Consider the following 6,188-nt stretch of genomic DNA (forward strand, 5'->3'; position numbering starts at 1 on the left):
CGGCCTTCGCAAGGTGCCCTGGTCTTTCGCGCCGCAAATCGACCCATGTCCAGACTTCTCGTCACGTTCGCGCTGATCGGCGGCCTGTCCGGCTGCTACGTCGCACCGCCTTACGGCTATTACGCGCCCGCGCCGGTCTATTACGGCTATGCGCCCGCGTATTACGCGCCGCCGGTCAGCGTCGGAATCGGCGGCCACTTCCACATCCGCTGATCCGGCCGCCGTCGAATCGCGTCCGTCGGCCGCGCGTTGCCACCTGCGTTCCTATACTTCACGGGAAAACGCATCCGGTGAGGCAGCCATGTCCATCGCGCCCAAGGTCGCGGTCCTGTCGATCGTCTCGACGCTCGTCTATCTCGCGCTTGCCGTGCTCGGCAGCGGCGGATTCGCCGCGTTTTTCTCGCATCCGCCGCTGACCGTCGTCGCGCTCGCGACGCTCGCGATGGCGGTCGTCGCGTTGTTCACCGAAGGCAATCTGAGCGCCGGCGAGCGCGAGGACCGCGGCAACCGCTGGGTGCTCGCCGCGTTCGCGGTGCTCGGCTTCCTGCTCGCGTATCTGCCGGCGCTGACCGACCGCGTCGATGTCGGCACGTTCGGCGGCGACAGGGTGCGATGGCTCGGCGTCGCGCTGTACGTGGCCGGCGGCGCGCTGCGCATCTGGCCGGTGTTCGTGCTCGGCCGCCGCTTCAGCGGGCTCGTTGCGATCCAGCCGGGACACACGCTCGTCACCGACGGCATCTATCGCCGCGTCCGCAATCCGAGCTATCTCGGGTTGATCGTCGGTTCGGTGGGCTGGGCGCTCGCGTTCCGGTCGATCGTCGGCGTGCTGCTGGTCGCGCTGATGCTCGTGCCGCTCATCGTGCGTATCCGCTCGGAGGAGGCGCTGCTGCGTGCGCAGTTCGGCGCCGAATACGACGCTTACTGCGCACGTAGCTGGCGGCTGCTTCCCGGCGTGTACTGACCCCGCTCGTTGCGTGCAAGCCGCCGCTCGGCGACGCGCTGCGGCGACTGTGCCGATGTGTTGCCGCGTGTGTCGCGATCGCGCGATACCGGCCGCTGCCGATGCACGGTTCCGGAGCGGCCGGATTCGCGCGGGAGGCCGTGCCGACGCGGCTTTCCGGCCGTTCTCCCGGACCAGTTTCCGCATCGTTTTCCGTAAACAACTTGTTACCAGAATGTCGACGGCAAGGACGCGGGACCGGTGCTATTCTTCGCCGCAAGCTCATTGAAATGAATTGGTCCAGGATTCGGCACAATCCCCGAATCGGCATCGACCGATTCAGATCGCGATAGCGAGCGGACCTTCGATAACCAGATTGCGAACAAGGAAGATACGGGAATGTGGAAGAAAATCGCACCCGCTCTCGTCGTCGCCGCGGTGACCGGCGCGACTGCGCTGCCGGCACTGGCCGGTGACATGAACAATGCGCTCGGCGGCGCGCTCGGCGGGGTAGCCGGCGCAGCGGTCGGCGGTGCGCTCGGCGGCAGCACGGGCTCGGTGATCGGCGGGGCGATCGGCGGCGGGGCCGGCGGCGCGGTGACGTCGAACCGTCGCGAGCGTACCGGCGCGATCATCGGCGGCGCACTCGGCGGCGGCGCAGGCACTGCGGCCGGCAACGCGATGGGCGGCCGTACGGGCGGCCTGCTCGGTGCGGCGGTCGGCGGCGGCGCCGGCGCGGCGCTCGGCGGCAACCTGTCGCGCAACTCGTACGATCGCGGCGACCGCGGCTATCGCCACCGCAAGCATCGCCATCATCATCGCGACTGGGACTGATCGCCGCGTGCGCGGCACGGTGCGCGAGCCGCGCACCGGCGCGCATCGCGTCCGCACTTGACGCGACGGTCGGCCCGCCAGTCTGAGCCGGGCCGATATCGACATCCGTTCGGCAACGCCCACGCTTCTTTTCGGCTTCGGCCTTTCTCGCCGACGTTCGGCAGTCCAGCGACGCGCTCGGATGAGCCCGTATCTGTCTCCGGTCGTTTCTCTTTCCCCGATCGACACCGACTTGATCCGCGCTGCCGGATCGGCGTTCTGACGTCATCGGCGGACATCGCCGCGCGCGTTCGGCGATGTACGATCCGTTCGCTTCTTCGCTTCTTCGCTTCTTCGCTTCTTCGCTTCTTCGCTTCTTCGCTTCTTCGCTCCTCGTTTCCTTGCTTATCCACGTGTCGGCGATCCGCGCTCGACTGAAACGAATCGCCGCACGAGATTCGATTGCCGCGCAGCCGCGTATCGGCTGTCGAGAGCCGCGCGCTCGCGCAGTGCGAAATCGAATGGAGCGCATCGCAACATTTAATTGGCCGATTGGAATCGGCTTCGCTATCGTCAACTGCCCGCGTACGGAACCGGACCGCGCCGCCGGGCGCGTATCGGTCGACGGCCGCATGTGTCGCCACTCGGTCCGCGCACGCAGCGAGGTCGACAGCGTCGAGCGGTGAACCGGATCGGTCCGCCGCGAAACCGGCCGATCGAACGAACGCCCGAGCACGTTCGAGCTCCCCGTGACGACGACGTTCGCCGCAGCACGCGTACATCGCCCGCTCGCTCGCTCGCGCGTCGCGAATGCCGTTTGCGTCGGGTCAAGCCCAACTCATTGCCTGGATGCCTTATGTCTGACAGAAAGTACTACGCGCCGCATGGCGGCCATCCGCCGCAGACCGATCTGCTGACCGATCGCGCGATGTTCACCGAGGCGTACGCGGTCATTCCGAAGGGAGTGATGCGCGACATCGTCACGAGCTGGCTGCCGTTCTGGACGCACACGCGCCTGTGGGTGATCGCGCGCCCGTTGTCGGGTTTCGCCGAAACGTTCTCGCAGTACATCGTCGAAGTGAACCCGGGCGGCGGCAGCGACAAGCCCGAGCAGGACAAGAACGCGGAAGCCGTGCTGTTCGTCGTCGAAGGCGAAGCCGAGCTGACGCTGCAGGGCAGCAAGCATACGCTGACGCCGGGCGGCTACGCGTTCATTCCGCCGGGCGCCGACTGGACGCTGCACAACGTCAGCGACGCGGCCGTGCGCTTCCACTGGATCCGCAAGCACTACCAGGCCGTCGACGGCATTCCGCTGCCCGAAGCGTTCGTGACCAACGAGCAGGACATCGAGCCGATCCCGATGCCGGGCACCAACGGCGCATGGGTGACGACGCGCTTCGTCGACATGAGCGACATGCGCCACGACATGCACGTGAACATCGTGACGTTCGAGCCCGGCGGCGTGATTCCGTTTGCCGAGACGCACGTGATGGAACACGGGCTGTACGTGCTCGAAGGCAAGGCCGTCTATCGGCTGAACCAGGACTGGGTCGAGGTGGAAGCCGGCGACTTCATGTGGCTGCGCGCGTTCTGCCCGCAGGCGTGCTACTCGGGCGGCCCTGGCCGCTTCCGTTATCTGCTGTACAAGGACGTGAACCGTCACATGAACCTGACGCTGAACCCGGCACGCTGAGCGCCGGGCAGTCGGCTACCGAAAACCGCCGGTCGTTGCCGGCGGTTTTTTTCGTCTTGTCGTTCGTTGAAGCGTGCGACGCGATGCGCGTCGTTACAGGCCGAGCGCGTGCGCGGCCAATGCGGCGACCTGCATGCGCGTGTCGGGCGGCAGATCGTCTTCGATCAGCCACACCGCCGACAGGCCCGACCATGCGACGATCCAGCGCAGCAGCGTGTGCCGGTCGAGCTTCGCCGCATCGGCGACGACGTCGACGCGTCGCTCGAACCGCGCAGGATCGACTGCGATGTCGTGCGTCGGATTGCAGAACAGGTTCGCGTAGTCGAATGCGCGTGCGCCGCGCAGACCTTTCGGATCGATCGCACGCCAGCCGCGGTCGCCGAAATAGAGAACGTTGCCGTGATGGATGTCGCCGTGCAGCACGACTTCATCGACGAGCGGCCCGGCCAGCAGTTGCCGTGCGATCGCGGCTGCGTGCGCCAGCATGCGGTCCTTCGACGCGTACGACAGCAGCGCGCCGAACCAGTCGCGCAGCGGCACGAGCGCAGGCGGCGCCGGCGCGCGATACGCATGCAGTCGCGCGACGACGTCGCACGCGATTCGCAGCGCATCGTCATCGTGGCCCGATGCGGAATAGTCGGCGAGCGTCGGCGCCGGCTGCGCGCGTTCGAGCAGGATCGCATCGCTGTCGTGCAGCCAGACCTGTGCGGCGCCATGCCCGTTCCACCACGTCATCAGCGCGTTGCCGCGACGCTCTTCGTCGCACGTCGCGATCTTCAGCATCGCGGGCCGCGCGTGCCAGACGACGGGCAATACGCCGCCGCTCGCGGTCAGGATCGGACCGCCGTCGGGCACGAGGTTCCACAGGCGGATGTGTGTGTCGAACATGCGGAGATGGTACAGGGATCGGCGCGCCCGCAGGCGGGACGTCGCCGGCTATCCGGTCATCGCGGCCGATCGATACGGTTGCGGGCGAATCGGAGCGGACGGCTTGGTCTCCTGAACCGGCGGGATCGCGCCGAACGAGCCGAATCACCGCGCCGGCGTCGGGAAGATCCGCGATCCCGCCGGCCATGCGCGACGCGCCCGCAGCTGCACCTCCACTATGCCGGCACCATGACCGGCGCCGAACCGTCACCGGTGTCCACCATCTTCACCGCGAATTCGTAGCAGCGCGCGATATGGCCGGGCGTCATCACGTCGCGCGGCGCGCCGTGCGCGAAGATCGTGCCGTCCGCGAGCATCGCGATCGTGTCCGCGTACCGCGCCGCGAGGTTCGGGTCGTGGACGATCGCGAGCACGCCGATCTGCCATTCGCGTGCGATCGAGCGCACCGTGTCGAGCAGCCGATGCTGATGCGCGAGATCGAGCGCGGCGGTCGGTTCGTCGAGCAGCAAGTAACGCGCACTGCGCGCGGTGCCTTCATCGTCCGGCCACAGCTGCGCGAGCACGCGCGCGAACTGCACGCGCGCGAGTTCGCCGCCGGACAGCGTCGTGACGTCGCGGCCCACCAGCGCGGCGGCACGCGCGCGCTCGAGTGCGCGCCACGCGATGTCGCGATCGCGATGCGACGCCGTATCGCCGCGCCGCCGATGCGGATAGCGGCCGAGCAGGACGATTTCGTCGACACTGAACGGAAAGGCCGGCTGCGCGGCCTGCGGCAGCACGGCGCGCAGGCATGCGAGCCGCCGCGCATCGATGTGCGCGAGCGGTTCGCCGTTCAGCGTCACGTCGCCGCTCACACGCACGCCGCCGGGCGCCGAACGGCCGGTCAATTCGCCGGCAAACGCCTTCAGCAGCGTGCTCTTGCCCGCACCGTTGCGGCCGAGCAAGGCAGTCACGCGCCCCGGTTCGATCGACAGCGACAGATTGCGGAGAACGACGGTGTGCCGGCGCGCGACGTCGAGATGGTGGGCAGTGAGCATGATGGTCGTGACGAATCGTTATCCGCCGACGGCGGCGCGGCTCTTCCACAGCAGTGCGAGAAAGAACGGCGCGCCGAGCAGCGCGGTCAGCACGCCGAGCGGAATGTCGGCGGGTGCCGCCACGGTGCGGGCGGCGAGATCGGCGCTCAGCGTCAGCAGCGCGCCGAGCAGCGCCGCGCCGGGCAGCACGACGCGCTGGTCGGGGCCGCATGCGAGGCGCACGCAGTGCGGCGCGACGAGCCCGATGAAGCCGATGATGCCGGCGCACGACACGAGCGCGCCGACGGTCAGCGCGACGGCGACGAGCACGCGCCGCTTCAGTTGCTGCACGGGCACGCCGAGATGCAGCGCTTCGGTCTCGCCGAGTTGCAGCGCATTGAGCGCGTCGCGTTCCCGCGCGAGCACCAGACAGCCGATCGCGACGCACGGCGCGACGGCCGCGAGCGCGGGCCACTGCGCGCCGCCGAGGCTGCCGAGGCTCCAGAACGTCAGCGAGCGCAGCTGCGCATCGTCGGCGACGAACGTGAGCAGCCCGATCGCGGCGCCGGCCAGCGCGTTGATCGCGATGCCGGCCAGCAGCAGCAACGGCAGCGCGAGCCGGCCTCGCGATGCGGCGAGCCGGTAGACGAGCGCCGCGACCGCGAGCGCGCCCGCGAATGCGGCGACCGGCAGTGCGGCCGCGTGCAGGTGCGCGGCGAACAGCGCGGGGCCGAGCACGATCGCGGTCGTCGCGCCGAGCGCTGCGCCGCTCGACACGCCGACGAGCCCCGGATCGGCGAGCGGATTGCGGAACAGCGCCTGCATCGCGGCGCCGGCC

The 6,188-nt window shown here is 68.8% G+C and carries 8 protein-coding genes; 5 read left to right on the plus strand and 3 right to left on the minus strand.

Features of this window, described 5'->3' with window-relative positions; translation table 11 throughout:
* Positions 1-45: 45 nt before the first annotated feature.
* From BUB20358_RS11295 to BUB20358_RS11315, 5 genes are all read left to right on the plus strand, one after another.
* Positions 46-213, plus strand: a complete 168-nt coding sequence (locus tag BUB20358_RS11295) for a hypothetical protein (RefSeq protein ID WP_165802977.1) — start codon at positions 46-48, stop codon at positions 211-213.
* An 88-nt stretch (positions 214-301) separates the two neighbouring features.
* A complete protein-coding gene (locus BUB20358_RS11300) occupies positions 302-961 on the plus strand; it encodes a methyltransferase family protein (protein WP_035974668.1) in 660 nt (219 codons plus the stop codon).
* Between the two features lie 378 nt (positions 962-1,339).
* Positions 1,340-1,774, plus strand: a complete 435-nt coding sequence (locus tag BUB20358_RS11305; protein WP_035974666.1) for a hypothetical protein — start codon at positions 1,340-1,342, stop codon at positions 1,772-1,774.
* A gap of 296 nt (positions 1,775-2,070) precedes the next feature.
* Positions 2,071-2,439, plus strand: coding sequence for a hypothetical protein (locus BUB20358_RS11310; protein ID WP_123806745.1), 369 nt, complete (start codon positions 2,071-2,073; stop codon positions 2,437-2,439).
* A 170-nt stretch (positions 2,440-2,609) separates the two neighbouring features.
* A complete protein-coding gene (locus tag BUB20358_RS11315; protein ID WP_035974665.1) occupies positions 2,610-3,446 on the plus strand; it encodes a bifunctional allantoicase/(S)-ureidoglycine aminohydrolase in 837 nt (278 codons plus the stop codon).
* Between the two features lie 93 nt (positions 3,447-3,539).
* Here BUB20358_RS11315 and BUB20358_RS11320 read toward each other — a convergent pair whose 3' ends face one another.
* From BUB20358_RS11320 to BUB20358_RS11330, 3 genes are all read right to left on the minus strand, one after another.
* Positions 3,540-4,334, minus strand: a complete 795-nt coding sequence (locus BUB20358_RS11320) for an aminoglycoside phosphotransferase family protein (protein ID WP_006766575.1) — start codon at positions 4,332-4,334, stop codon at positions 3,540-3,542.
* A 215-nt stretch (positions 4,335-4,549) separates the two neighbouring features.
* The gene (locus BUB20358_RS11325; protein WP_006766574.1) at positions 4,550-5,371 is read right to left on the minus strand and encodes a heme ABC transporter ATP-binding protein; all 822 of its coding nucleotides are present in this window, start codon (positions 5,369-5,371) and stop codon (positions 4,550-4,552) included.
* 18 nt (positions 5,372-5,389) lie between these two features.
* Positions 5,390-6,188: FecCD family ABC transporter permease (locus BUB20358_RS11330; RefSeq protein WP_174905073.1), on the minus strand; the 799-nt coding region annotated here is incomplete at its 5' end.

It is taken from the genome of Burkholderia dolosa (assembly GCF_902499135.1).
GTDB lineage: Bacteria > Pseudomonadota > Gammaproteobacteria > Burkholderiales > Burkholderiaceae > Burkholderia > Burkholderia dolosa.

Bases quoted from the DNA above. Each gene is read 5' to 3' on its own strand.
- BUB20358_RS11325 (WP_006766574.1), bottom strand. From the start codon at position 5,371: ATGCTCACTGCCCACCATCTCGACGTCGCGCGCCGGCACACCGTCGTT.
- BUB20358_RS11300 (WP_035974668.1), top strand. From the start codon at position 302: ATGTCCATCGCGCCCAAGGTCGCGGTCCTGTCGATCGTCTCGACGCTC.
- BUB20358_RS11310 (WP_123806745.1), top strand. From the start codon at position 2,071: ATGTACGATCCGTTCGCTTCTTCGCTTCTTCGCTTCTTCGCTTCTTCG.
- BUB20358_RS11320 (WP_006766575.1), bottom strand. From the start codon at position 4,334: ATGTTCGACACACACATCCGCCTGTGGAACCTCGTGCCCGACGGCGGT.
- BUB20358_RS11305 (WP_035974666.1), top strand. From the start codon at position 1,340: ATGTGGAAGAAAATCGCACCCGCTCTCGTCGTCGCCGCGGTGACCGGC.
- BUB20358_RS11315 (WP_035974665.1), top strand. From the start codon at position 2,610: ATGTCTGACAGAAAGTACTACGCGCCGCATGGCGGCCATCCGCCGCAG.
- BUB20358_RS11295 (WP_165802977.1), top strand. From the start codon at position 46: ATGTCCAGACTTCTCGTCACGTTCGCGCTGATCGGCGGCCTGTCCGGC.